This window comes from Pandoraea sp. (assembly GCF_004297875.1).
GTDB lineage: Bacteria > Pseudomonadota > Gammaproteobacteria > Burkholderiales > Burkholderiaceae > Pandoraea.
On record NZ_SCSK01000026.1, the window covers coordinates 1 to 25,777 of the forward strand.

Here is a 25,777-nt window from a genome sequence, read left to right on the forward strand (position 1 = left end):
CTGCGCCGGGTGAGCGACTTCATCGTGGTCGATCGCGGCGGCGAGGGCGCCAACTGCGACGAGCAGGACCTGCCGCAAACCTGGTGGCTCACCGAGGCCGCGCTCGAACGCGCGCTGGCCGGCTAGCGCGGCGTTTCGGCGGGCGGCGCATCCTGTTTTCGGGACGGAAGGCGCCGCCGCCAGTCTCACCGACCAATTCCATCGAGCCCCGATTCCTATCGGAAAGACGAGTCTGATTCAGACCCGGGTTCAGCTCGCCGAGGCCGCCGCGTCGCGCCTGGCAAGTCCGAGACCGTAATAGAACGCAATCAATAGCAGCAGCCAGCCCGGACCGACGATCAATGCGATGCGTGTGTCGGGGAAATAGCCCATCAAACCGATCACGAGTGCCAGAAACGCCAGGGTGAGCCACGACGCATACGGCCACCAGGGCATGCGGAATGCCAATCGACTGCGTTCGGCCGGCGACAGGTTGCGGCGAAATTTCATCTGTGTGAGCAGGATCATGATCCAGGTCCAGATGCCGCCGAACGTCGCGATCGATGTGACCCAAACGAAAACCTTGCCTGGCACCAGATAATTGAGCAGCACACCAAACAGCAGGATACCGATCGACACCAGCAGTGCCAGACGGGGAACGCCGTTCGGAGCAGTGCGGCTGAATGCACCGGGCGCCTGATTTTGCTGCGCCAGGTTATACAGCATGCGGCCTGTACTAAAGATGCCGCCGTTGCAGGAGGACAGCGCCGCTGTCAGCACGACGAAGTTGATGATGCCGGCGGCCGACTTGAGACCCAGGCGCTCGAACGTGGTGACGAACGGGCTGCCGCTCGCGCCGATCTGGTGCCACGGATAAATCGACAGGATAACGAACAGGGCGCCCACATAGAAAATCAGAATGCGCCAAAGCACCGAGTTGATGGCGCCGGGAATCGACTTCTCGGGTTTGGCCGCTTCGCCGGCCGCCAAGCCGATCAATTCCACGCCAATATAGGCAAACATCACCATTTGCAGTGAGGTCAACAGGCCTTGCGCGCCATTCGGGAAAAATCCGCCGTGACGCCATAGATTGCCAATGCCGATGGGAACGCCGTCGTTACCCAGGCCGAATACGATCATGCCCAGACCGCCAATGATCATCACAATGATGGCAACGACCTTGATCAGCGCGAACCAGAACTCGAATTCGCCATATGCCTTGACGGCGACCAGATTGACCGCGCCCATCATGGATAGGGCCGCGAGCGCCCAGATCCAGCGGGGTACCTCGGGAAACCAGACACCCATATAGATCGCCACGGCGGTGATTTCGGCAATGCAGGTCACCATCCATAGAAACCAGTAGGTCCAGCCGGTGAGATAGCCGGCCAGCGGGCCGAGCGCTTCTTGAGCATACCGGCTGAACGAGCCGGCCACGGGATTGTGTACCGCCATTTCGCCCAGCGCGCGCATGATGACGAAAACGACGAATCCGCCCAGCAGATAGGCCAGCATGATTGCCGGGCCGGCCATTTGGATCGCGTCGCCCGACCCCAGGAACAGGCCGACGCCGATCGCCGTGCCCAGCGCCATCAGCCGGATATGGCGTTCGCTGAGACTGCGTTTGAGTCCGGGTTGGCTGTGATGCATTGATGTTGTCTCCATGCTCGGGGGCAGCCGAGGTGGCCAGCCCGTTGTACGAGTTATCACCCATGTCTGGCATGAACCTTGCTGCTATTCGCGGATTGCGATTGACGAAAATGTTGGGTTCCGAAATAGCCATGGGCGCGCGAACTGCCATGTTAATTCGCGTTTGAGGAGATTATTTTTTGGAGAAATCCGAATTTAAAGGGACCTATTCCGACAATTGAGTCCTTGAAGAAGTACGTCCCGCGGATTTCACGGTTCTCAGTAGTAACACTAATTGGTTAACGAGTTAGAAATTTCCTATTATTTCATGGAGCAATACTTCGGTTCATTCAATGAAACAGACAACGCCGATCTCATCGCTGGAACGTCCGCTCTTTCTGACCAGCTTTTTTTCGCACGAAAAGCCGGTTTGGACCTTGGCGGATTTGGCCCGGGTCTCTGGCCTGCCCAAGGCGAGCTGCCTGCGGGCGCTGCGGGCATTGGAGCGCTTCGCGGTGATTCAGCGGTTCGAGGGCGGTTACCGTTTGGGTACGCGCTTGCTTGAGCTGGGCGGGATCGTTCAGGCGAGCTATCCCGCGCGACGCGTGGCGATGCCCTTTCTTGAGCAGTTGCGCGACCAGACGCTGCAGTCGACGCAATGGGTCATTCGCGACGGTAACGAAGGCATATATCTCGACGTATTCGAGTCGCGTGCCCGGGTGCGCATGTATATCGCACCGGGGCGGCGCGCGCCGCTCTACGCCGGTGCGTCGACACGCCTGATTCTTACGTTTTCCGATGCGCATCTCAAAGCGGAAATCCTCGGCGGAGCGATGCGCGCCTATACCGAAATCACGCCATGTGCCCCGGCCGAGCTGGAGGCGCTGATCGATTTGTCGGCGCGCACCTGGCTCGCGGCCAGCTTCGGTGAGCTCGAGCCGCATTCCGCGGAAATTGCCGCGCCGGTATTTGGGCTGGGCGGCGAGTTTGTCGCGGCAATCAGCCTGGCGGGGACGGCGGCGGTATTTGCCGAAGCGGCATCGTTGCTGGGATATTTGGAAGCAGTATCAAAAACGGCCGAAGAGGTATCCCGCGCGCTCGGGTATAGCGGGCCGTGGCAAACGGATCCGCGGCGGTTCCTGCAGGAGATGCCGGCTTTGTCCGCGGACAAGGGGCGCGCCGACTAGCGTTGGGTTAGGGCAGCAAAAGGTCAAGTCGACTGTGACCGTATTTCATTCTCAGGGGAAATTGCAATGAAGAAACTGCTTGCAGTATTGATGGCGAGTTTGGGTATCGCACTGGCGCAGGGCGCGTCGGCGCAGCAAAAGGTGATCAAGATCGGTGCAGTCTACCCGCTCAGCGGCGCGCTGGCGTCGACCGGGGGCGAACTCAAGCAGGCCATCGAGCTCGCGCAAGACATCGTCAATAATCCACATCCCGAACTCAAGGGTATTCCGCTTGCCGCCGGCGCGGGTCTGCCGAATCTGGGTGGCGCGAAGATCCAGGTGGTTTTCGCCGACTCGCAGGGCAAACCCGGCGTCGGGCAGGCTGAAGCCGAGCGCCTGATCGACCAGGAACATGTGGTAGCGCTCACCGGGGCCTATCAGTCCGATGTGACCAAAACCGCCAGCCGCATTGCCGAGCAGCGCGGCATTCCGTATCTGAACGGCGAGTCGAGCAGCCCGGATCTGACGCAGCGCGGCTACAAGTGGTTCTTCCGCACCACGCCGAATGACGAAACCTTCATTCATAACATGATGGAGTTTCTCGATGGCCTGAAGAATCAACCCACCAAGAAGATCGCGGTGGTGTACGAGAACACCGATTTCGGCGTGAACACGTACAAGGCCGTGCAGAAGTTCGCCAAGCAATCGGGCCGTGAAATTGTCGCGAATATTGCTTATTCGGCCGGCGCCCCGTCGCTGAACTCCGAGACGCAAAAGCTCGCCGCGGCCAAGCCCGACGTGGCCATCTTCGCCAGCTACACCTCGGATGCCATGCTGTTCGTGCGCACGATGCGGCAAATGAACTACGCGCCGCCGATTTTCCTGGCCAACGACGCCGGCTTCATCGATTCGCGCTTCATCTCCGAGGTAGGCCCGCAGGTGCAAGGCGTGCTCACGCGTGACGTGTGGTCGAACGATCTGTACACGGTCAAGCCGATCATCAAGCAAGTCAACGACATGTTCAAGGCCAAGACCGGCAAGGATCTCAACGGCAACAGCGCGCGCTCCCTGCAAGCGATCCTGGTGCTGGCCGATGCAATCAATCGCGCCGGTTCGACCAACCCCGAGGCGATTCGCAAGGCGCTGGCCGATACCAACCTGAGCGCGGACCAAATCGTCATGCCGTGGGCGGGCGTGAAGTTCGACAGCAACGGGCAGAACCTGAAAGGACAGGGTTTGATTCTTCAACTCGAAGGCAAGCAATATCAAACCGTGTGGCCGACCAACTATAAAAAGCAACAGAATCTGCCGATTCTTCCGTTCACCTGGAAGAAGTAAGCGGGTTGTCAACAGTCTGATAAAGCAAGGAGAACGATGTGTTCGAGGCTCTTGCCACGGGTTTATTCAACGGCCTGATCTACGCCGCGATCGCAGTGGGGCTGGCGTTGATATGGGGCATCACGGATGTCATCAATTTTGCGCACGGTGACTTTCTGATGCTTGGCATGTATGCCGCCTACTGGATGTTCACCCTCGGGCACGTCGATCCGACCCTGTCCGCGCCGATCGTCGCGTGCTTGCTGGCTTTCGTGGGGTTTCTGTCCTATGCGGTGATCATCCGGCCGCTGCAGCGCGGCTCCCCGATGATCGTGATCCTGGCGACTTTCGGGCTGGGGTTGGTTTTGCGCCAGCTCGCCTTCATCGCGTTTTCGCCTGATTACCGTAATCTGCCCGATACCTGGCTCTCGGGGGCTGTCCAATTTTCCGGAATCTCGCTCGGACGGCCTCAGGTAGCCACCGGCCTGGTGGCCCTGGTGGTCACCGGGCTGCTGTTCCTGCTGGTGTATCGCACCCGCTGGGGGCACGCGCTGCAGGCGGTGGCCGAGGATCGGCAGGCGGCTTCGTTCGTCGGCATTGCCGCGGACCGCATCAACGCGCAAGTGTGGATGCTGGGCAGTGCGGCGGTGGGTTTGGCCGGTGCGCTGCTCACCAGCTTTTTCTATGTGTTTCCGTCGGTCGGCAACGTATTCGGACTACTGGCTTTCGTGGCGGTGGCCATGGGCGGATTCGGGTCGCTGCCGGGAGCTTTTATTTCCGGCATTCTGATCGGGGTGGTCGAGTCGCTGACCGGCTATCTGGTCGAGCCGGCCTACAAGATGGTCAGTATTTTCGTGATTTTCCTGCTGGTCCTTTGGTACCGGCCGCGCGGACTTTTCGGGCGGTGGTGATATGGACGAGACCCAGTTGGAAATCGACCCTCAACCCGCGCAAGTATTTTCTTCGCAAAGAAAGGACGTGGCCGAAATGAAGGCAACTGCCCCCGCCGGCCAACCTTGGATCAAATGGGTTCTCGGATTGGTCTTGCTTGGATTGATCGTGTTTCCATTCATCGTGACCGATCCCTATTCCCAGCAGATCGTCGTCATGGCGCTGATGTATGGCGCGCTCGGGGCGGCGTGGAATCTGGTGGGCGGATTCCTCGGGCGTGTCTCGTTCGGCCATGCCGTCTTTCTTGGCGTGGGCGCATACACCACGCTGCTGCTGTTGCACCACGCGCATCTGAGCCCCTGGCTCGGGATTCCGCTGGGCGGTGTGATCGCCGCGGCGATCGCTTTTATCGTCGGCAGACCGACCCTGCGGCTTACCGGCCACTATTTTGCGATGGCCACGATCGCCGTGCTATCGGTCGCGCAGTTGCTGGTGGTCAATTGGGACTGGGCGGGCGGTGCGACTGGCGTGGAAGCGCCAATCGCTAATAGCGCATGGCTGCTGCTGTTTCGCTCCAAAGCGCCGTATTACTGGATCGCCTTTGGGTTGGCACTCCTGACCCTGTGGGCCACGATCGCACTGGTGCGCTCCAAAACGGGATTCTACTGGCGGGCAATCAACGGCGACGAGGCCGCCGCGCGCAGCCTGGGCGTGCCGGCCGAGCGCTACAAGATGCGCGCCTTTGTGCTATCGGCCGCGCTCACCGGCGTGTGGGGCGGTTTCTACGGGGTTTATATTGGATTCATCGACCCGGACTCCGCGTTCAATTTGACGCTCTCCGTGCAGATCGTGCTGGTCGCCATTCTCGGCGGCGTCGGCAGCATCGCCGGGCCTTGGCTGGGCGCCGCGGTGCTGATTCCCCTGGCCGAGGGCACGCGAGTCGCGCTGGGCAGTTCCGGGCAGGGCATGGACTTGCTGCTGTATGGACTGGCAATCGTTCTGGTCAGTTTGTTTTTGCCGAGTGGTCTAATCACATTGAGGTTACGTCGTGGCTCTGCTCGAGGTTAAGGAACTCACTAAACGCTTCGGCGGCCTGGTTGCCAATGCCGATGTCAGCTTCGGCGTCGAGAGCGGAGAAATCGTCGCGATCATCGGCCCCAATGGCGCCGGCAAGAGCACGCTGTTCAATTGCCTGGCGGGGCACTTCGCACCGACCTCCGGCAGCGTGACCTTCGACGGCAAAGAGCTCGTCGGGTTGACGCCGGAAGCGGTCGCGGCCCGAGGTTTGATGCGAACCTATCAGATCCCGCGCAGTTTCGGCGCGATGACCGTGCTCGAAAACGTGATGGTTGGCGCATTGCTGCACCATCCGAGTCTGGCAGGCGCGCGCGAGGCAGCGCACGAAGTGCTGGCGATGGTGGATCTGGACAAGCGCGCCGACGTCAGAGCGAGCGAGCTGAACGTGGCCGGGCAAAAGCGAATCGAGCTGGCGCGCGCGCTGGCGACCTCGCCCAAGCTGCTGCTGCTCGATGAAGTGGCCGGCGGCCTGAATCCTACCGAGGCGGTCGAATTGGCGGAGATTCTGCGCAAGATTCACGCGCGCGGCGTCACGCTGGTGATCGTCGAACACGTGCTCGAAGTTGTGATGCGCCTGGCGCATCGGGTCATGGTGCTTAATTTCGGAAAGCTGATTGCATCGGGCGAGCCCAAGGAAATCGTGTCCAACCCGACCGTGATCGAGGCTTACCTGGGGAGAAAGTATCGTGCCTGAGAATCACAATACGGCGTTGCTCAAAGTCGAGGACCTGCAGGTCGCCTACGGCGGCGTGCAGGCAGTGCGGGGCATTTCGCTGGAGGTGCCCGCGGGGGAAATCACCGCGTTACTGGGCGCCAACGGCGCCGGCAAATCGAGCACGCTGCTGTCGCTGGTTGGCTCGGTCAAGCCCAAGGCCGGCCGCATCACCTTTGACGGCAACGATATCACCGGGCTGACGCCGGATGTTCTGGTCAAGCGTGGCATTGCGCTGATTCCCGAGGGCGGACGAGTGTTCGCGCGCCAACCGGTCGAGCAGAACCTGCGCCTGGGCGGCTACGTGGTTGCCAACGATGCCACATACCGCGAGCGCATCGATCAGGTCTACACGCTGTTTCCGCGCCTGGCCGAGCGTCGCACGCAGATTGCCGGCACTCTGTCGGGCGGCGAGCGGCAGATGCTGGCCATCGGCCGGGCCCTGATGAGCGGGCCGCGCCTGTTGCTGGTCGACGAACCCAGCCTGGGTCTCTCGCCATTGCTGGTCGAAACCGTGTTCGACACACTGGCGAACCTCAACAAAATGGGCACGACCATTTTGCTGGTCGAACAAAATATGGCGCAGGCGCTGGAAGTGGCCAAGCGGGCTTATGTAATGCAAAGCGGCAGGATCGCGCTGCATGGCGACGCCGATGAAATTGGCGCTTCGGACGAAGTGCGCCGGGCCTATCTTGGTTTGTGAATCCTTCCGGCGCCAAGGCATGTGGCGCGGGGCTACCCGAGCGCCGTCGTCGATATGAACGGCTCAACCCGGCGTTGCGGTTCTCCCCAAAAAAAGAGGCGCAAGAAGCGCCTCCAAGCTTGGGTCTAGCAAGATAAAAGGACGTTATTTCTGTGCGCCTTCGGTAAACCACTGAGCGAGCTTGGTGCGTTCCTCTGCGGTGATGTGCGTGACGTTGCCCAGCGGCATGGCCTTTAACTGCACCGCTTGCTGGTAGATGCGCTCCGCGTTGGCCGAAATCTCGTCAGGCGTGTCGAACATGACGCCAGCGGGCGCACTGCCCATCATGGTCGGTTTGGCCGAATGGCATTCGATGCAGCGCGCCTGCAAAATCGGCTGGATGTCGGCCAGCCGGACCGGCTTGGCCGAGGCGCTGGCCGGCGTCGGGACGGCCGCGGGACGCGGGGCGGCCCACACGGCCACGCCAACCAGCAACGCCGCGCCCGCAACCGGCAACGCATAGACATTCTTGCCCGCATGACGCAACACGAAGAACTGACGGATCATCGCGCCAGCGAGCATGATGAGCGACAGCATGATCCAGTTGTACTTGTTCGTGTAGGTGAACGCGTAGTGGTTACTGATCATGATGAACACCACCGGCAACGTGAAATAGGTGTTGTGCACCGAACGTTGCTTGCCCAGTTTGCCTGGCCGTGGGTCAGGCGTTTGCCCGCGCGAGAGTGCATCGACCATCTTGCGCTGACCGGGGATGATCCAGAAAAACACATTGGCCGACATCGAGGTCGCCATCATCGCGCCGATGATCAGGTACGCGGCACGGCCCGAGAAGATATGCGTGGTGGCATACGTGCAGGCCACGATGAAGATCGCCACGGCCACGCCCAGCACGCGGTCGTTCTTGCCGAGCAAGCGGCACAGCCCGTCATAGACGACCCAGCCGCCGGCCAGGAATGCCAGTGCGATGACCACCGCGGCGGTCGGGGTGATGTTGGCCACGCTTTTGTCGATCAGGTAGGTTTCGGGCTGCATCAGATACAGCACGGTGAACAGCCCGAAGCCGGACATCCAGGTGGCGTACGATTTCCATTTCGACCAGTGCAGTTCGGCCGGCATTTTCGGCGGCGATACCAAATATTTCTGCGAGTGGTAGAAGCCGCCGCCATGCACCGACCACATTTCTCCGGATACGCCGCGCTGGCGTGAGTCTGCGTCTTGCGGCGCCTTCAGGCCGTTGTCAAGCATGACGAAATAAAATGACTCGCCGATCCAGGCGATGGCGGCCACGACGTGTAGCCAGCGCAGCGCCAAATTGAGCCAATCCGTAACAAACGCTTCCATCTTATGTCTCCTGATTACTGCTTAGCTGCCGCGATAGGTGCTGTAGCTCCACGGGGAGACCAGCAGCGGCACGTGGTAATGCTGTTGGGTGTCGGCGATGCCGAAACGCAGAACGACGCGATCGACAAAGCGCGGCGACGGCAGGTCAACTCCTTGGGCGGCGAAGTAGTCGCCCGCATGGAACACCAGCTCATATTCGCCGCGCACGAATTCCGTGCCATCGAGCAGGGGCTTGTCGCAGCGGCCGTCGTGATTGGTTTGCACGTCTCTTAGCAGACTGCGCGTGCCGTTTTCGCAGGCATACAGCTCGACCCGGATGCCCGCGCCAGGCTTGCCATGCGCCGTATCGAGCACATGCGTGGTCAGTCGTCCCATAAATCCTCCTCTCTTGGATGCCTGAATTGTAGGGAGATTGGCGCGTCATAACGCAAGCAATAACAAAGATAAAACGCCGCGCATATCCTCATCGAGCGGCGTTGCAATGCCCTTGAACGGGCTGCGGGCGCTACGGGTTAACGCGTGATTATGTTTTTGGCAAATAATGCGAATAACAAGATGCATATAGGTATGCCGCCGGCGTGCCGGAAAATCGGCCGTTATGCCGCGAGGAGCTTGAGCTCATCGGGAAAACCCGAAGTTCGATATCAGGCTTCGCGCATATGGGTTATGTAAAAAGCAATATATGCCCGGCATGGCTTGTCACAAAGCCTGCGGGGCAGGTACCTTTGTCTTGCGACATACACAAAGGAACAAGTAGGAGGAGATAGAACCATGAGTAACGCCGCGGTGCATCCCATCGACGAAGTATTGCCGTTGGGCAAGTTGTTGACTCTCGGACTGCAACACGTGCTGGTGATGTATGCCGGCGCGATTGCCGTTCCCCTGATTATTGGCGGTGCCGCCGGCCTGCCCAAGGACCAGGTCGCGTTTCTGATCAGCGCCGATTTGCTGTGCTGCGGCATCGCGACGCTGCTGCAGTCGATCGGCATCGGCAAGTTCGGTATCCGCATGCCCGTCATTATGGCGGTGACCTTCGCCGCGGTCGGGCCGATGCTGGCGATGGCCGGCAATCCGGCCCTGGGCTTGCCCGGCATCTATGGGTCGACGATTGCCGCGGGCATCATCGGCACGCTGATCGCACCGCTCATCGGTAAGGTGCTGCGCTTTTTCCCGCCGCTGGTCACGGGTATTGTGATCACCTCGATCGGCCTGACGATCGTCGGCGTGGGTATCGACTGGGCCGCTGGCGGCGTGGGCAATCCAGACTACGGCAGCCCCGTCTACCTGGGCATTTCACTGGCCGTGCTGGTGTTCATCTTGCTGATTACACGTTATGTGCGCGGCTTTTTCGCCAATATCGCCGTGCTGCTGGGCATGATGTTCGGCTTTGGCATTGCCCTGATGATGGGCAAGGTGAGCTTTGCGGGCCTGGCTCAGGCGAAGTGGTTCGCGCTGGTGACGCCGTTTCATTTCGGCCTGCCCAAGTTCGATCCCTGGTCGATCGCGACCATGGTCGTGGTGATGCTGATCACGTTTATCGAATCGACCGGGATGTTCCTGGCGCTGGGCGAGATCTGCGAGCGCCCGGTTGACGAAAAGACGCTGGTTCGCGGCTTGCGCGTCGACGGCCTGGCCACGGTGATCGGCGGCCTGTTCAACAGTTTTCCGCATACCTCGTTTTCGCAAAACATAGGCCTGGTAGGCATTACGGGGGTGCGCAGCCGCTGGGTGTGCGCAACTTCGGGGGTTATCCTGGTCATGTTCGGCCTGGTGCCGAAGATGTCGATCGTCGTGGCGTCGATTCCGCAGTTTGTTCTGGGCGGCGCAGGCATTGTGATGTTCGGCATGGTGATGGCCACCGGCATCAAGATTCTTGCCAAGGTCGATTACGAGAAAAACCGCTACAACCTGTACATCGTCGCAATCGGCATCGGCATGGCGATGATCCCGGTGGTGTCGAACAAATTCTTCAGCAAGATGCCGGTGCAACTGGCGCCGCTGCTGCACAGCGGGATCCTGCTCGCGGCAGTCTCGGCGGTGGTGCTCAATGCCTATTTCAACGGGTTCAAAGACGAAAAAAAGCAATCGGCCGGTGAGATGACCGGCCAATTGGGCGAAGTGCATTGACATCGCGCGGGTGATCTCCAGCGAGATGCGTTGGGGGCGGCAGCCCCCTTTTTTATATTTTGACTAACGCATGCCAAACAGAACCTTATTGATCCGGAATGCCGATTGGCTGGTGACAATGGACGCGCAGCGGCGCGAAATCCGGCAGGGCGGCCTGTTTATCGAGGACAACCGCATCGTGGCGGTCGGGCCGGGCGAGACCTTGCCCGACAGCGCCGATGAGGTCATCGACCTGCGGGGACATATCGTCATTCCGGGGTTGATCAATACGCACCATCATATGTATCAGAGCCTGACGCGCGCCGTGCCGGCCGCGCAAAACGGCGAGCTCTTCAACTGGTTGAGCAACCTCTACCCGATCTGGGCGCGCCTGACCCCGGAGATGATCGGCGTGTCGACGCTCACGGCAATGGCCGAGCTGATTCTGTCGGGTTGCACGACCTCCAGCGATCATCTCTATATTTATCCGAACGGCTGCCGGCTCGACCATAGCATCGAGGCCGCCGCGCAGATCGGCATGCGCTTTCACGCCAGTCGAGGCAGCATGAGCGTGGGACAAAGCAAGGGCGGCTTGCCGCCGGATGCGGTGGTCGAGGACGAGGCGGCGATTCTGCGCGACACGCAACGTTTGATCGAAACCTACCATGACGCGCACCGCTACGCGATGCTGCGCGTAGTGGTTGCGCCTTGCTCGCCGTTTTCGGTAAGTCGCGACCTGATGCGCGAGGCGGCCGCGCTGGCGCGCCATTATGGCGTGTCGCTGCATACCCATCTGGCGGAAAACGTCAACGACATCGCCTACAGCCGCGAGAAATTCGGCATGACGCCGGCCGAGTATGCCCAAGACCTGGGCTGGGTCGGGCACGACGTCTGGCATGCGCATTGCGTGCAGCTCGATGCGCAGGGCATTGAGCTGTTCGCGCGCACGGGCACCGGCGTGGCGCACTGTCCTTGCTCGAACATGCGGCTGGCCTCGGGAATAGCGCCAGTTCGCAAGATGCGCGATGCCGGCGTGCCGGTCGGTCTCGGAGTGGACGGATCGGCATCGAATGATGCCGGCCATATGATGAGCGAGGTACGTCAGGCGTTGTTGCTGCAGCGCGTCGGGTTCGGGCCGGACGCGATGACGGCGCGCGAGGCGCTGGAGATCGCCACGCTGGGCGGGGCCAAGGTGCTCAATCGCGACGATATCGGGGCACTGGCGCCGGGCATGGCAGCTGACTTTGCCGCTTTCGATCTACGCCAAATCGGTTTGGCCGGCGCGCTGCACGATCCGCTTGCGGCACTGGTGTTCTGCAACCCTGGAGCAGTCGCCTACAGCGTGATCAACGGCAGGGTGGTCGTGCGTGAAGGGCAACTAGTCACGCTGGACCTGCCGGCCACGATCGAGCGGCACAACCGGCTGGCGCAGCGTCTGGTGGCGGGATGATTCACGACTGGCCGCGCTGCTCGAGCAGCGTGCGCGTGGCGTCGGAGATGACGCCGCGCAGCCAGCGCACCTCGTCGGAGTAGTGGGTGCGCTCGTGCCATAGCTGGTAATACTGCATCGGCGGAAAATCGATCGGCGCCTCGACCACCGTCAGCGGCAGAAAGTCTGCGTAGTAATCGGCAAATAGCCGCGTCGTGGTGAAGATCAGGTCGGACTTCAACAGCACATAAGGCGCCAGGTTGAAGTACGGAATCGTAACGACGACGTTGCGCTTGAGCCGCTCGCGCGCCAGATGCATGTCGATCGCGCCGCGCTGGGCCACCGAGTAGGGTGACGGCGCCAGATGCGGGCTCTGCAAATACTGGTCGAGCGTGAGTTCGCGCTTGGCAAACGGATGCGAGCTGCGCATCAGGCACACGATCTGGTCGACGAACAGGTTGCTCAGGTGCAGTTGCTCGGGCGGTTCCGGCCAGTTGCCGATCACGATATCGACCTTGCCTTCCTCCAGCGCGTGCTCGTAATCGAAGGCCGGACCCAGTGAATGCAGTTCGAGCTGTGCGTTGGGAGCCTGTTGCCGGAAACGCTCGACGACCGTGGGCACGAAGTAGACGTTCAGGTAGTCTGGCGAGCCGATGCGGAAAGTGCGTACCGTCGTGGCCGGGTCGAAAGTCGATTGCTGGACGGTGATCCGTTCGATTTCTCGCAGGGCATTCTGAGTCGGTTCGAGCAGCGATGCGCCGTATTCGGTTGGCACCATGCCTGACTTGCCACGTACCAGCAATGGGTCGCCCGTGATATCCCGCAGGCGGCGCAGCGCGGCGCTGATGGCCGGCTGGGACTGATTGAGTTTGACGGCGGCCCGGGTGACGCTGCGCTCGATCATCAGGGTGTTCAATACCCGCAGCAAATAAGTATCGATGGGTTCGCGAGTCTGGCTCATGATCGTTATATCCGTTTGCTAATGGTTTGGTGCGTTCTGCATAATCGAAACATTATGAAGCATAACCGCGTGCCGAGCCATACCGAAATTCCCGAGGCTGACGCGGCATGGCGCCGGATCGATGAGCGGCTTCCTGCGGTACTATGCGGGGCGGGGCTCGACATGCCGAGACGCCTCGCGTGCGAGTCGCGTTCTCTATTCCCGTCGAGCGGCAAATTTTGAGAGCGGTATCTGGGATAGGAGAAGATTCAATGCGACGTCGCGACATATTGATTGCGCTGGCCGGCTCCGCGGCAGCCACGTTGTTGAGCGGGTGCGCCAAGCGCGAAGGTGCCGAAGTGCCGGGCGCGGCGCCGGCCAGCGCGCCCGTTGCGGCATCCGGCCCGGTCGCACCCGCAGGGCCGATGGGCGTGGCATTCGTGTATGCCGGCAATGCCGACGACAACGCCTGGATTGGCTCGCATGAGCTTGGCGCAAAGGCCGTCGAGCATAAATTCGGCGATAAGATCAAAGTCACACGGCTGGCCAACGTGCCCGATGGCGTGGCCTCCGAGCAGGCATTCCGCGATCTCGCCAGCCAGGGCAACCGGCTGATTTTCGGTACTTCGTTCGGTTACATGGACGCGATGCTCAAGGTCGCGGCCGACTTCCCGCATACGATTTTCGAGCACGCGACCGGCTACAAAAGCGCGCCCAACCTGGGCACTTACGATGTGCGCGCCTATCAAGGCGCCAATCTGGCCGGTTTGATCGCCGCTTATGTGAGCAAGCGCAACATCGTCGGGTACGTCGCCTCGATGCCGATTCCGGCAGTGATCCGCAACATCGATGCTTTCGCGATCGCCGCGCGCGCGATCAACCCGGACATCAAGGTGCAGGTGGCGTGGACCAATAGTTGGTCCGATCCCGACAAGGAGCGCGCCGCGGCCGAAGCGCTGATCGGGCAGGGCGCCGACGTCCTGATGCAGAACGTCGACTCGGCGAGCGTGATGCAGGTCGCGCAGGCACACAGGATTCACGCGTTCGGTTGGGACACCGACATGAGCAAATACGGTCCACAAGCGCATTTGGGTTCGATCGTAATCGATTGGAGCCAGTACTACATCAAGACAGTGCGACAGGTGATGGACGGCCAGTGGACTAACCAGCCGGTCTGGAACGGCATCCGGCACAACGCCATCGACCTGGTCAGCATCAACGCCCGCGTTGTGCCGGAAGTCGCGCAAAAGGCCGAGGCCGCGCGTTATGACGCGTTCCGCGACGGCTCCTACGATCCATTTTCCGGCCCGCTCATGGATCAGTCCGGCACATTGCGCGTGCCTGCCGGAAAAACGCTGGACGATGCGGAAAAACACGCCATCAACTGGTTCGTCGAGGGCGTCGAGGGTACGCTGCCGACGGCCTGATCGAGAAACCGACCGGGCGGCGCTACGAGGCGCCGTAGGTAGGGCGTGTTTTCACTACCTAATGCAGTCCGAAACTAACAATTAGGATTGCATATTGAATGTTATTTGGCTATTTTCGAGGCATCGAGTTTTCTGGAGAGAATCGATGCCGAATACCCGTTCCGTCGCAGTGCCGGTTGCCGTCTCATCCGATCGCCGGATCGCCGCCGACGTCACCATTTCCGGGAACATTACCTACGACTGCGTGCCCGTTGCCGTGTCGCGAGATGCCCAGGGCCGGCTGCAAGCGAAGCTGGATTATGACGCCACGGCGCGCTATGCGGTTGCCAACGCGGTGGTGACGATCATCGATCCGGACACCCGGCGGATACTGGCCGATACCCTGAGCGACGTCGCCGGCGCGTACGCGGTTGCGGTGCCGCCCAACGTTCGCGCAATGGTGAGGGTCGAGGCCCGCATGATGTCGGCCGATATCGCGCCGGACGGGCGCCCGGCTTGGGAGGTCGCGGTGCGCGATAATCACTCCGAGGAGTTCCGGACCGTGCCCGAACAGGCAGCCGTGTATGCGCTGGAGAGCGCGCCGTTCGATACCGGGGCGCAAGGTTGCACCGTGGCGTTGCATGCAGGCTCCGGATGGAGCCGCGATCTCCAGCGCTACCCGGCGACCCGGCCGGCCGCGCCGTTCGCCATTCTCGCGGCCGTTCATCAGGCGATCCAGTGCGTGCTCGCGGTCGACCGGGCGGCTGTCTTTGCGCCGCTGAACGTCTTCTGGCATCCGCATAACGTGCCTGAGACCCGTAATCCGCATCAGGAAGAAGATACGTCGGACGATCCGCTCGAGCGTCTGTCGCGCGGCTATATCGGCACCAGCTTCTTCAAGGTCACGCCGCCTGGCTCCGGCATTTATCTGCTCGGCGCGCAGAACGTGGATACCGACGAATACCACCCTGCCGCCATTATTCATGAATGGGCGCATTACTTCGAAAATGCCTTTTCGCGAGCCGACAATGGCGGCGGCGCGCATGAGGAACATCCCGACATGCGCTCGGGATTTACCGAAGCGTGGGCCAACGCGCTGTCGGGCATCGTACGCGGTACCCCGATCTATGCGACCACCTGCGGTGAGAAGCAAGCCAGGACGGGCGCCGCCTTCGATCTCGACGAAATCGGCACGCCCCGCACCTGGTATGGCGAGATGCCGATATCGCACGCGCTCTACCAATGGGCGAAGTCGTCGCATATTGGTTTCCAGCCGATCTACGACGTGATGGTCAACGACCAGAGGCGGGTGGGCGCGTTTACCAGCCTGCTCAGCTTTGCCGCCCGCTTGCGCCGGCGAGTCGGGGTCGCCGGACGGGGCGAGATCGACCGGCTGCTGCGCTCGCTCAACACCGTTGACGGTGCGGCACTCGACGATTGGGGCACATGTCAGGGTGCCCTGCCAGCCGATGTGGTTGCGCCGCAGGATCAACGCTATCTGCTGCCGATCTATACCGAGCTGGTGCTCGACGAGCCCTCGCCGCCGCTGTGTTTGACGGATAAATTTAATCGCGGCGAGGCGGGCAGGGCAACCCGCGGCTGCGTTGGTAATCGGAGATTTCTGCGCTTTACCCTGGTGCAGCGAGGCAACTATCGCGTTGTCGGCGAGGTCGTTCCTGGCGGCCCGCAAGACCTCCCGCTGCCGTACTTCGACCTTTATCTGGGCGGCACGAAGATCGCCCATGACCCGACCGACGCGAACGGCTGGGTGTATTACGACCTGCCGCCGGCCACCTATGCCGCCGAGATATATCCGGCCGCGCAACAGCCGCTGGCCGGCTGCTTTCGGTTCACGCTGAAAAAGGCATGAAAAGTTGTGTGTGACGCGCGCAAGGCGGCGTGGGTGGCGCCGCCGCGAACGCGCTGCTCAGGCGAGGGTTCAAGCGGGGGCTATGCTAAAATGCTCAGTTTTTCACCCGGTCCGTCCTTCAGGAAAACCCAGTGCTGTCCACCGCCAACATCACCATGCAATTCGGGCCCAAGCCCTTGTTCGAGAATATCTCCGTCAAATTTGGAGGAGGTAACCGCTATGGTCTGATTGGCGCGAACGGCTGCGGCAAGACCACTTTCATCAAAATCCTGGGTGGCGATCTGGAGCCCAGCGGCGGCTCGGTCATCCTGGATCCGAATGTGCGGCTGGGCAAGCTCAAGCAGGATCAGTTCGCCTATGAAGACCGGCGGGTGCTCGACGTGGTGCTGATGGGCCACAACGAGATGTGGCAGGCGATGAGCGAGCGCGACGCGATCTACGCGAACCCGGAGGCGACCGACGACGACTATATGCACGCCGCCGAGCTCGAAGCCCGCTTTGCCGAATACGGCGGCTATACGGCCGAGGCCCGCGCGGGCGAGCTGCTGCATGGCGTGGGCATTCCGATCGAGCAGCACAACGGGCCGATGAGTGCCGTGGCGCCGGGCTGGAAGCTGCGCGTGCTGCTCGCGCAGGCGCTCTTCTCGGACCCGGACGTCCTGCTGCTCGACGAACCGACCAACAACCTGGACATCAACACGATCCGCTGGCTCGAGGACGTGCTCAACGAGCGTAACTCGACCATGGTGATCATTTCGCACGATCGCCACTTTCTGAATGCCGTGTGCACGCACATGGCCGATATGGACTACGGCACGCTCAAGATCTATCCGGGCAACTACGACGATTACATGCTGGCTTCGGCCCAGGCGCGCGAACAGCAGCTCAACGCCAACGCCAAGGCGAAAGAACGCATCGCCGATCTGCAGGATTTCGTGCGCCGCTTCTCGGCCAACAAGTCCAAGGCACGCCAGGCAACCAGCCGTCTCAAGCAGATCGACAAGATCAAGGTCGAGGACATCAAGCCGTCGTCGCGGCAGAATCCGTTCATTCGTTTCGAGTTCGACAAGAAGTTGCACAACCTTGCAGTGCGGGCCGAGGGCATTACCAAATCCTACGATCGGGTGATCTTCAGGAACTACGACGGCGCGGTGCAGGCCGGCGAGAAAATCGCCATTATCGGCGAGAATGGCGTCGGCAAGACGACGTTCCTGCGCAGCCTGCTGGGCGATCTGGCGCTGGACGCCGGCGTGGTGAAGTGGGCCGAAAATGCCAGCGTTGGCTATATGCCCCAGGATACGACCGAAGCATTTCCCGACGACAAAGTGCTGACCGACTGGATGCAACTGTGGACCCAGGAAGGCGACGACGACCAGATGATCCGCGGCACGCTCGGGCGGCTGCTGTTCTCCGGCGACGACGTACGCAAGTCGGTCAAGGTGCTCTCCGGGGGCGAGAAGGGCCGCATGATCTGGGGCAAGCTGATGCTTGGCCGCCACAATGTATTGATGATGGACGAGCCGACCAACCACATGGACATGGAGTCCATCGAGTCGTTGCAGATCGCTCTGGACAAGTTCGCCGGCACCTTGATTTTCGTCTCTCACGATCGGGAATTCGTCTCGTCGCTGGCCACCCGCATCATCGAGATCAAGCCCGGGGGCGAAATCGTCGATTATCACGGCACCTATGACGAATACCTGCGCGGCCAGGGCGTCGAAGTCTGACCTGCGAGGTTGCCAACCCGCCCGAGAACGCCGGCTTTGCGCCGGCGTTTTGCATTCCCGCGAGCGCTGACGGCGGCAGTCGGCGGCGCTACAATTAGCCCCTGTTTGTTTGCGCACGGGAGTGCATTGCCATGCAGAGTTACGATAAGTTCTATATCAATGGCCAGTGGGTTGCGCCGCGCGGCGGCGACACCATCGAGGTGTACCACTCCGCGACCGAGGAGCCGATGGGGCGGATTCCAGCCGGCATCGAAGCCGATGCGCAGGCGGCAGTGGCCGCGGCCCGCGCGGCGTTCGACGCGTGGGCCGCCACGCCAGCGATCGAGCGTGGCGCGTATTTGCGCAAGATTGCCGAGGGGCTTCGCGCGCGCACCGATGAACTGGCGCGCAGCATCACGGGCGAAGTGGGGATGCCGATCAAGCTCTCGCGCGCCATCCAGGTCGGCGGCCCGGTCTACAACTGGGGGTATTACGCCGACCTCGCAGGCAGTTTCCCGTACGAGGAGCGGGTCGGAAATTCGCTGGTCGTGCGCGAACCGGTGGGCGTGGTCAGTGCGATTACGCCGTGGAACTATCCGTTGAACCAGATCACGCTCAAGGTCGCGCCGGCGCTGGCAGCCGGTTGCACGGTCGTGCTCAAGCCGTCCGAGGTTGCCCCGTTCAATGCGTTTATCCTGGCCGAAGTGATTCACGAGGCGGGCTTGCCGCCGGGCGTGTTCAATCTGGTTACCGGCTATGGGCCGGTGGTGGGCGAGGTGCTGGCGAGCCACCCGGATGTCGATATGGTGTCATTTACCGGATCCACCCGGGCCGGCAAGCGCGTGTCTGAACTGGCCGCGCAGACGGTCAAGCGGGTCGCGCTCGAACTGGGCGGCAAGTCTGCCTCGGTGATTCTCGACGACGCCGATTTGCCTGCCGCGGTCAAGGGCACGCTCAACGCCTGTTACCTCAACTCCGGACAGACCTGCTCGGCGCATACACGCATGCTGGTGCCGGCCAGCCGCTACGACGAGGCCAAGGCGCTGGCCAGGCAGATCGCCGAATCTTTCGTGCTGGGCGATCCACGCGAGGAAACCACGCGCCTGGGCCCGTTGGCGTCGGCCGCGCAACGCGAACGGGTGCTTGCCTATATCCGCAAGGGGCTGGAAGAGGGGGCCGAACTGGTGACGGGCGGACCCGAGCGGCCCGAGGGGCTGGCCAAGGGCTTTTTCGTCAGACCCACCGTGCTCGGCAATGTCGCGCCGCGCGCAACGGTTGCCCAGGAAGAAATCTTCGGCCCGGTGCTGACGATTCTCACTTACCAGGACGATGATGACGCGGTGCGCATCGCCAACGATTCGATCTACGGATTGGGCGGTGGCGTTTGGTCGGGTGACGAGGCGCGGGCACTGGCGGTTGCGCGCCGGATGCGCACCGGCCAGGTCGACATCAACGGCGGCCAGTTCAATATGCAGGCGCCGTTCGGGGGCTTCAAACAATCCGGCAACGGGCGCGAGAATGGCGTGTACGGCCTGGAAGAGTTTCTGGAGTACAAGTCGCTGCAATTTCGCGCGCGCTAAGCGCGAGTTGCAGTAGCCGGCAGATATGGCGCGCTCGTCAGGCGAGCGTGCCGCCCTGTGATCGCCCGGGTGCGAATCGCATGGCTGTACCTTCTTGCGTGATTCGGTCCCAGATCGCCTGTTTCTCCACGTCAGTAAGAAAAACCCAGTTCGATACTTCGAAGGCAGTACGCCCGCAGCCCTTGCAGACCTCGTCGAACAAGGTGGAGCAAACACCGATGCAGGGGCTATCGGGGCGGTCATGCAATTCTGAAGACATCGGGTTGGCGCAAAAACAGGGTTGGCTGGCAGCCGGGGCGTGGCACGCGTCGGCGCGACACAACATTATCGCATCTCACGCGGGGCGCCGCCGGCGTTTTTCAACGGCCGCTGATCACCATCGCGCCACGCTATAACCGATTCGGAACTGGCTGTGTCTGCGCTGATTGTAGTCGAGCAGATCCTCGCCCCAACCATTGAAGTAACCGACCCAGAGATAGCCTCCGGCCCCGTTCAGCAGCTTGCCCAGAGGATATGTCAGTTGCGCATCGATGCTGCCGTAGCCGCCGCGGGTACCCTTGCGCAGCGTGGTGGCCAATTGCCATCCGTTGGGTTTGCCGTAAATCAGCAGCAGATCCATGTAGCCCCGGTAATGCGCGATGTCCGGATTTTCGCCGTTCTCCAGATAAGCGTAGAGCTTGGGCGCGACGGTCCAGTGATAATCGCTCGGGTTGCCGAAGGTGAAAATCGGTTTGACGAAAGCGATATTCAAGCTGCGCGAATCCGCTCCGCCGCGTCCGTTTGACTCGTGCTCGATCCCCGCGGCCGCGCCAAGCTGGGTAAACCAGCGACTGTGCCATCCGGTGTCGGGAATGTAATAAAACAGGCTGGGGCGATAGTTGCTGTCGCGAAACGGCTTGGACGGCGCCTCCAGATTCCACATCGAGAGCTGCGTATAGCCGAAATAGAGATTATCGAGAAACGCTTTCGACCCCGGCGTCTCGGGGGCCAGCAGGTGAAACTTGAAGCTGAACTGGAATTTTGCATTGGTGTCGCCGTTTTTGCCGACGGCAAAGAAGATCGGCTCGTTCACCGACAGTCGCGATTGCAGTCGCGCGAGGCTCGAGTCCGCCGTGACAATGTCACCAGGCGTGCTGGCAGGGGCCGGGTTCTCCGCTATCTCGGCCGCGTGCACCGCAGGCGAGCCGCCCTCCGTAGCAGCGGCCGCCAGCGGCGACGCGCTGGCCACCGGCACGGAGGGCGCGGCGCGATTGAGCAGCACGACGAATGAGGCGGCGTCCCAGTTCAGCAGTGACACGCTTGCCGATCCGCGCATTCCCGTGGGCAGCACCGCACTGTAACGCACCTTGCGGAACTGGCCCGGCGAGAGCGTGAGCCGGCCAGGCGCATGTGGGTCGCGGCGCAGCGTCAACGCAACCGGATGATTGTCGGCATTGGAGACGGAGGCCTCGAGGTCGACCGGTAGCGCAAAGGTTTTGCTTTTCGATCCGTCGTTGTCCGCCAGCACCGTCACGATGAGTGGTGCGTCGCCGTGAAGCGTGCGGGGGGGCTGCAGCAGGGTCAGGCTGGCATGCGCCTGGCTTGCCGCCAGCAGCGCGATGGTGGTGTACGCGGCAGCGATGGCGCGCCATCCTGCGCGCTGTGTGCGGAGGTTTGAAACCATCGTTTTCCGAAATAAGGCCCCGTCATACCGCACGAGGCGGGATGTCTAAGCGATATCCGCGTACCGGACGCACCGGTTGCGGCCGAGTGATTTGGCCCGGTAAAGCGCCGCGTCGGCGCGGTGCAGCCAATGTTTGTCGTCGTCGCCGGCAACGAGTTCGGCGACGCCGGCACTGATGGTGAACCGGATCGCGCCCTCCGAGGTGGGCACACTTAGCTGGCAAACCGCCTCGCGCAAACGTTCGGCAGCCGCGAGTGCGATGGTTTCATCGCTATTGTCGAGGATAATGCCGAATTCCTCGCCGCCGATACGGCCGCAGATATCCTTGCCGCGCAGCGTGTTGCCGCAAAGGCGCACGAAGGCAGCGAGCACGGTATCGCCGGCGGCATGGCCCCAGGTGTCGTTGATTTGCTTGAAATGATCGAGATCCACCAGGACCAGCGCGGCGCGGTGGCTGGTAACTGCCATCTCCTGGCGCAGGCGTTTGAGAAAATGACGGCGGGTCAGGCTGCCGGTCAGTGCGTCATACTTGGCTTCATGCTCCAGGGTTGCATTTAACGCGAGCGTGGCGGCCAGATGCCGCCGCCCGCGCGACAGGTACAGCACCAGCAGTGTGGCCACGGCGCACAGGCTGACGAGCAGGGCGCTCAGCAGGAACGTATAGCGCCGGCGCTCGATCTGGAACGTTTCGAGATCGGGCGTGGGGGTCACGGTGTAGACCGATAATCCGCCGTCGAGCGCACCGGTGATTTTGAGCAGATTGGGCGGTCCGTCAGGCTTCAGCGTGACCAGCGACGCATGATCGTCGGCGGGCAGGAGCTTTTGCACCGCGGCCGGCAGCGACGCGTGGTACGGCGCCAGCGGCAGCGTCGCGAAAGTGGTGCGTTGATACAGATCGGCCCGTTGCCAGACCGTCATCGACAACACTTTCGCACCGGGCAGCGCCTTGTCAACGAAGCTCGGGTCGTTCGAAAGGATGATCACGCCGTTGGGGTCGGCAATGAACGACCTGCCAGTGTTGATCCAGTGCTCCATTTGCGCCAGCCCGAGTTTGACGACGATCACGCCGACAATATCACCGTTGTGATAAACGGGCGACGAAAGGAAAATGCCTGGCGCGCCGCTGATCCGTCCCACACCATACTGCTGGCCACGTCTGCCGCGCAAAGCGGCCCGAAGATAGTCGCGATCGAGGTGGCGTGTGCCGATCAACGTTTCCCGCTCGTAATAATCGCTCGATGCGACGCAATGGCCGTCGGGCGTATCCAGCCAGACGTGGGCAACGCCAAAGTAGACCTGGGCCGAATACAGCAGGCGATTGAGGCTCTCCAGATCGGGGTCGTTCAGCAGGCGATTGCGCGCTGCTTGCGACGACAAATGGGACAGGCTCCGCGTCGAGACACGGGCCAGCCCATTCTGGATTTGTTCGATATGCGCGAGCAGCGATGGGATGCCGCGCACCATCAGCATATCCTGGTCGATGTTGCGCGCGACGTTATCCGACAAACGACTGGAAAGATCGCGCTCTTCCACCAGCGAACGCGACATGCGATGGCTGACGAGCGCATCGGCCGATACCCGCGCCACGCCCCAGCAAAGAAGGATGACTCCGACGGCGGCGAGCAGCGGCCAAAGATGTTGCCATCTGGTGGCCCGGCTCGGTTCGCCGTTGCTGAAATCGTCCGATTCGTTCGAATCGGACGATGGTGGCGGGATCGTTGAGTTCTTCAGGGTCGTCTGGGGTTGACCTTCAGTTGGTCGAACGTGCCAGCCATTCCCGACCGCGCAGCAGGCATTCCCAGTAGACCCAAGGGAAGATATGCTTCTTCATCACCCAGGCGATATGGTTTGCCTTGGTGCCGTCGAGCGGGAAAGTCGGCAGCAGCTTGCCGTTGTAGCCGAATTCGGCCAGTACGACCTTGCCGCGTTCGACTGTCAAAGGGCAGGCGCCATAGCCGTCGTAGCGCGTGGGCAGCGTCTGGCCGTCGAGCGCCGCCAGCAGGTTTTCCGCCACCACCACGACTTGCTTGCGCACCGCGGCCGCCGTCTTCGCATTGGAAGCCGAAATCACGTCGCCCAGCGCGAAGACATTGGCGTGACGCGCGCTGCGCAGGGTGTTGGGATCGACATCGACCCAGCCGGCCTCGTTGGCCAGTGCACTGGCACGAATCACATCGGGCGCGCTTTGCGGCGGCACTACGTGCAGCAAATCGAACGGCTTGTCGACGGTCTGCGAATTGCCGTCGGCATCCTTGATCTCGAAGCGCGCGACCTTGCGTTGGCCGTCGACGGCACGCAAATGGGAGCCGAAGTTCAGCGCGATGCGGTATTTCTCGACGTACTCCATCAGCGCGGGCACGTAATCCTTGACGCCGAACAGCGCGGGGCCGGCCAGATGGAATTCGGTCTTGCACTGGTTCAATAATCCCTGACGCTGCCAGTAGTCGGCCGACAAGTACATCGCCTTTTGCGGCGCGCCGGCGCATTTGATCGGCATCGGCGGCTGGGTAAACAATGCATTGCCGCCGCGGAATTCCTTGACCAGTTGCCAGGTATAGGGCGCGAGATCGAAACGGTAATTGGACGTGACGCCATTCTTGCCAAGCGTATCGGTCAGGCCGTCAATCGCTTCCCAGTTCAGTTGCAGTCCGGGGCACACGGCCAAGTAACGGTAGTTCAGCTGACGGCCGTCGGAGAGCATCACGCGATTCTGTTCCGGCGCGAAGCCGGTCACGGCCGCCTGGATCCAGGTGACGCCCGCAGGGATGCACTCGGCGGTGCGACGCGCGGTTCTGGCGCTCTCGAACTCGCCGGCGCCGACCAGCGTCCAGGCGGGTTGATAGTAATGCGTGTCGCTGGGTTCGATGAGCGATATACGCAGTGCGGGCCGCCGTTTGCGCAAGCTGGCCGCCAGGCCGATACCCGCTGCGCCGCCACCCATGATCAGCACATCCGGAACGACTGGGGGCGTTCCCTGCGGCGTGGCCGGATTCGGGGTTACATCGTGCGGCATGAAAAATCTCCTGAGAGAAAGCTGGCGATTGCCAGCAATAAGGTGTCATTGGTGTCGTTGTGAGCGCACATTGTAAATCAGGAGCGCCGTCAAACGACTCAGTCGGGCGCCGCCCCGCGCCGCTACCTCGCTTTGGCTGGCTCAGCGGTGCGCGCGCTGCCGTATCGGAGGCTCAGGCAACTGTTTGAGGGCGTCCTCGGCGGTTCGCATGGCCTGCGCGATTCTCTGCTGCAGCCACTGTTGCACCTGCGCGCGTGCCGGCGGGTCGAGCGGCAGATCCTCGAGCAGACGTTGCGCCACGGCCGCGTCGTTGCTCTTGCCCAAGGCATCCTGGCATGCGCTCAGATGAGAAAAGAAATTGGCGCGCGCCGCTTTGGCGAGCAAAGGCGTCAGTGCCTCGCTGGTGTAGCGCAGGCGTTTGACGCGAAGGCGCAGGCGGTGGCGCTCCTCGGCAGGCAATTGCGCCGCGTGCTCCGCTGCCGGATAAAGAGCGCGATAGTACTTGCGAAGCAGGCGGCGCGCCCTGCCGAGAAAGCGACTGTTGTGGTGATACAGCGTCGGGTGCGCCTTCGATCGAAACGGACTGGCCGTGCCGTCGACGCAACGTTGCATCCGGCGGTGAAAGCGCGTGTATCGATGACGTGATCGCGCGCGAGCCAGGCGCTGGTGCGCGACGTGCTGGCCTGCGCGCGCAGCGCTCAGCACGGCTTGCCATTCGGCCAGACCCGGATGCGCCGCGGCGAGTGCCGGCAGGGTGAGCCCGACCAGCACGTCGTAATCGCGCGCCGCGCCAAGCGGTGAGGAAATCCAGGCGAGATCCGAGCGCAGCCGGCGACGCCATTTGCGCTTGAGCCAGGGCCGGAAAAGCGTCAGCAGCGTACGCATGCGGCGCAGCGCAACGCGCAACTGGTGCAGGGTTTCCGCTGCGCCCAACTCGGCCTCGGGCGCCGAGCCAGCTCGCCAGTGCGATGCAACTTGACTGAGTTGGTGTCGAAAGTTGGCGGCGATGGAGGTTGGGGCGCCATCGTGGGGGGACATTGCGCTGGCCTATGACGCTGAAAACATTTTCACAATAGCACGATGGCAACTTGCCGCGGACCACCGGCGCGCAATTCCGGTGCAAAAAAAAGGTTCATCGCGGGATACCGGGGAAGGCGGCGCGGATCTTGAGGAAGAAATATTCCTCGTCGCGGTACCCGTAAGCCCGACGCTTGATGACCTTGATGGTGTTGTTGATGCCCTCGACGAT

At 61.8% G+C, this 25,777-nt stretch carries 22 protein-coding genes and 1 pseudogene; 13 read left to right on the forward strand and 10 right to left on the reverse strand.

Annotation, left to right across the window (positions count from 1 at the left end):
• Positions 1 to 126, forward strand: a pseudogene (locus tag EPN80_RS07485) (ureidoglycolate lyase); the annotation flags it as partial.
• A 123-nt stretch (positions 127 to 249) separates the two neighbouring features.
• Here the strand turns inward: EPN80_RS07485 and EPN80_RS07490 are convergent.
• Positions 250 to 1,629, reverse strand: coding sequence for an amino acid permease (locus EPN80_RS07490; RefSeq protein ID WP_293025403.1), 1,380 nt, complete (start codon positions 1,627 to 1,629; stop codon positions 250 to 252).
• 332 nt (positions 1,630 to 1,961) lie between these two features.
• On the opposite strand from EPN80_RS07490, the gene EPN80_RS07495 reads away from it, so the two are divergent.
• The 6 genes from EPN80_RS07495 (at position 1,962) to EPN80_RS07520 (ending at position 7,474) form a co-directional block, all read left to right on the forward strand.
• Positions 1,962 to 2,795 carry an IclR family transcriptional regulator gene (locus EPN80_RS07495; protein WP_293025405.1) on the forward strand — a complete coding sequence of 278 codons (834 nt, stop codon included), beginning with the start codon at positions 1,962 to 1,964 and terminating at the stop codon, positions 2,793 to 2,795.
• 66 nt (positions 2,796 to 2,861) lie between these two features.
• Positions 2,862 to 4,112 (forward strand): ABC transporter substrate-binding protein, encoded by a 1,251-nt coding sequence (locus EPN80_RS07500; protein WP_293025407.1) that lies wholly within the window; start codon positions 2,862 to 2,864, stop codon positions 4,110 to 4,112.
• A gap of 38 nt (positions 4,113 to 4,150) precedes the next feature.
• Complete coding sequence (locus EPN80_RS07505) at positions 4,151 to 5,002, forward strand: branched-chain amino acid ABC transporter permease (protein WP_293025409.1); 852 nt, start codon at positions 4,151 to 4,153, stop codon at positions 5,000 to 5,002.
• Between the two features lie 76 nt (positions 5,003 to 5,078).
• Positions 5,079 to 6,050, forward strand: a complete 972-nt coding sequence (locus EPN80_RS07510; RefSeq protein WP_293025411.1) for a branched-chain amino acid ABC transporter permease — start codon at positions 5,079 to 5,081, stop codon at positions 6,048 to 6,050.
• Positions 6,031 to 6,753 (forward strand): ABC transporter ATP-binding protein, encoded by a 723-nt coding sequence (locus EPN80_RS07515; protein ID WP_293025413.1) that lies wholly within the window; start codon positions 6,031 to 6,033, stop codon positions 6,751 to 6,753. Before EPN80_RS07510 ends, EPN80_RS07515 begins: the two co-directional genes overlap by 20 nt.
• Before the next feature lie 16 nt (positions 6,754 to 6,769).
• Entirely contained in the window at positions 6,770 to 7,474 is a 705-nt protein-coding gene (locus EPN80_RS07520; RefSeq protein WP_293025440.1) for an ABC transporter ATP-binding protein, read from the forward strand.
• Between the two features lie 144 nt (positions 7,475 to 7,618).
• Here the strand turns inward: EPN80_RS07520 and EPN80_RS07525 are convergent, their stop codons facing one another.
• Positions 7,619 to 8,815, reverse strand: a complete 1,197-nt coding sequence (locus tag EPN80_RS07525; RefSeq protein ID WP_293025415.1) for a urate hydroxylase PuuD — start codon at positions 8,813 to 8,815, stop codon at positions 7,619 to 7,621.
• A 21-nt stretch (positions 8,816 to 8,836) separates the two neighbouring features.
• Positions 8,837 to 9,190, reverse strand: a complete 354-nt coding sequence (gene uraH / locus EPN80_RS07530; protein WP_293025417.1) for a hydroxyisourate hydrolase — start codon at positions 9,188 to 9,190, stop codon at positions 8,837 to 8,839.
• Between the two features lie 396 nt (positions 9,191 to 9,586).
• On the opposite strand from uraH, the gene EPN80_RS07535 reads away from it, so the two are divergent.
• Both EPN80_RS07535 and EPN80_RS07540 read left to right on the forward strand, forming a co-directional pair.
• Positions 9,587 to 10,942 carry a nucleobase:cation symporter-2 family protein gene (locus EPN80_RS07535; protein ID WP_293025419.1) on the forward strand — a complete coding sequence of 452 codons (1,356 nt, stop codon included), beginning with the start codon at positions 9,587 to 9,589 and terminating at the stop codon, positions 10,940 to 10,942.
• Positions 10,943 to 11,012: 70 nt separating this feature from the next.
• Complete coding sequence (locus EPN80_RS07540) at positions 11,013 to 12,371, forward strand: 8-oxoguanine deaminase (RefSeq protein WP_293025421.1); 1,359 nt, start codon at positions 11,013 to 11,015, stop codon at positions 12,369 to 12,371.
• Between the two features lies 1 nt (position 12,372).
• Here the strand turns inward: EPN80_RS07540 and EPN80_RS07545 are convergent, their stop codons facing one another.
• Positions 12,373 to 13,311 (reverse strand): LysR substrate-binding domain-containing protein, encoded by a 939-nt coding sequence (locus EPN80_RS07545; protein ID WP_293025423.1) that lies wholly within the window; start codon positions 13,309 to 13,311, stop codon positions 12,373 to 12,375.
• A 251-nt stretch (positions 13,312 to 13,562) separates the two neighbouring features.
• Here EPN80_RS07545 and EPN80_RS07550 point away from each other — a divergent pair, with 251 nt between their 5' ends.
• From EPN80_RS07550 to EPN80_RS07565, 4 genes are all read left to right on the forward strand, one after another.
• Positions 13,563 to 14,717 (forward strand): BMP family ABC transporter substrate-binding protein, encoded by a 1,155-nt coding sequence (locus EPN80_RS07550; RefSeq protein WP_293025424.1) that lies wholly within the window; start codon positions 13,563 to 13,565, stop codon positions 14,715 to 14,717.
• A gap of 145 nt (positions 14,718 to 14,862) precedes the next feature.
• On the forward strand, positions 14,863 to 16,566 hold the full coding sequence (locus EPN80_RS07555) for a hypothetical protein (RefSeq protein WP_293025425.1): 1,704 nt from the start codon (positions 14,863 to 14,865) through the stop codon (positions 16,564 to 16,566).
• Between the two features lie 131 nt (positions 16,567 to 16,697).
• Complete coding sequence (locus EPN80_RS07560; RefSeq protein WP_293025426.1) at positions 16,698 to 18,293, forward strand: ABC-F family ATPase; 1,596 nt, start codon at positions 16,698 to 16,700, stop codon at positions 18,291 to 18,293.
• 131 nt (positions 18,294 to 18,424) lie between these two features.
• Positions 18,425 to 19,852 carry an aldehyde dehydrogenase family protein gene (locus tag EPN80_RS07565; protein WP_293025428.1) on the forward strand — a complete coding sequence of 476 codons (1,428 nt, stop codon included), beginning with the start codon at positions 18,425 to 18,427 and terminating at the stop codon, positions 19,850 to 19,852.
• 37 nt (positions 19,853 to 19,889) lie between these two features.
• Here EPN80_RS07565 and EPN80_RS07570 read toward each other — a convergent pair whose 3' ends face one another.
• From EPN80_RS07570 to EPN80_RS07595, 6 genes are all read right to left on the reverse strand, one after another.
• A complete protein-coding gene (locus EPN80_RS07570; RefSeq protein ID WP_293025430.1) occupies positions 19,890 to 20,111 on the reverse strand; it encodes a DUF1289 domain-containing protein in 222 nt (73 codons plus the stop codon).
• A gap of 114 nt (positions 20,112 to 20,225) precedes the next feature.
• Positions 20,226 to 21,515: a phospholipase A gene (locus EPN80_RS07575; protein WP_293025432.1), complete on the reverse strand. Its 1,290-nt coding sequence runs from the start codon at positions 21,513 to 21,515 to the stop codon at positions 20,226 to 20,228.
• Between the two features lie 45 nt (positions 21,516 to 21,560).
• Positions 21,561 to 23,063, reverse strand: a complete 1,503-nt coding sequence (locus EPN80_RS07580) for a sensor domain-containing diguanylate cyclase (RefSeq protein ID WP_293025434.1) — start codon at positions 23,061 to 23,063, stop codon at positions 21,561 to 21,563.
• A gap of 202 nt (positions 23,064 to 23,265) precedes the next feature.
• A complete protein-coding gene (locus EPN80_RS07585) occupies positions 23,266 to 24,528 on the reverse strand; it encodes an FAD/NAD(P)-binding oxidoreductase (protein WP_293025436.1) in 1,263 nt (420 codons plus the stop codon).
• Positions 24,529 to 24,669: 141 nt separating this feature from the next.
• A complete protein-coding gene (locus EPN80_RS07590) occupies positions 24,670 to 25,566 on the reverse strand; it encodes a CHAD domain-containing protein (protein WP_293025438.1) in 897 nt (298 codons plus the stop codon).
• A gap of 94 nt (positions 25,567 to 25,660) precedes the next feature.
• Positions 25,661 to 25,777 (reverse strand): transposase (locus EPN80_RS07595; protein WP_293025442.1); only part of this gene is annotated, 117 nt, incomplete at its 5' end.